Genomic DNA, 649 nt, shown 5'->3' on the forward strand with positions numbered 1-649 from the left:
TTTTTTTATGGCTACCGTTACGATTATTATAAAATTTATTATAATTATCTTTGCCGAATTTTTTATTATTTTTTTCAGCCATTAAATCGCCTTGTTATATTATTCTTTATTTTCTATATTTATTCATCGTCTTCAAAATCGTCATCGTAATCGTCTTCTTCATCATCGAAATCGTCAATATATTCGTTGTCGTCGAAGTCATCGTCAAAGTCGTCATCGTCATCGAAGTCATCGTCAAAGTCGTCATCGTCATCGTCAAAGTCGTCATCGTCAAAGTCGTCATCGTCATCGAAGTCATCGTCAAGGTCGTCATCATCATCGAAGTCATCGTAGTCTTCGTCATAATTCTCGTCTTCAAAATCTTCATCGTCATCATAATCTTCGCTATAATCGTCATCGTCAAAGTCGTCATCGAACCTTGCAAAATAGCCGTTTAAGATTTTTATTTCTTCTAAAAAATTTAGGGATATTATTTTTTCCATTTATCCGCTCCGTAAATATGTGATTTTAAAGCAATAATAATATAATAGTTTTTTTTGTCAAGTGTAAATAAAAAAATTAATATAAAATCGTATATATTGATTATTATATAAATATATAATAAAATAATTCTACTTAAAAAATGGAGAGTATAGCTATGAGTTTCAGA

The 649-nt window shown here is 29.9% G+C and carries 1 protein-coding gene; it reads right to left on the minus strand.

Translation table 11 applies throughout. From position 1 onward, the window contains the following. Positions 1-119: 119 nt before the first annotated feature. Positions 120-482 carry a DNA primase gene (locus tag EZH24_RS14435; RefSeq protein WP_161976189.1) on the minus strand — a complete coding sequence of 121 codons (363 nt, stop codon included), beginning with the start codon at positions 480-482 and terminating at the stop codon, positions 120-122. Positions 483-649 lie beyond the last annotated feature (167 nt).

Source organism: Brachyspira catarrhinii (genome assembly GCF_005518285.1).
GTDB classification, from domain to species: Bacteria; Spirochaetota; Brachyspiria; order Brachyspirales; family Brachyspiraceae; genus Brachyspira; species Brachyspira catarrhinii.

Bases quoted from the DNA above. Each gene is read 5' to 3' on its own strand.
- EZH24_RS14435 (WP_161976189.1), bottom strand. From the start codon at position 482: ATGGAAAAAATAATATCCCTAAATTTTTTAGAAGAAATAAAAATCTTA.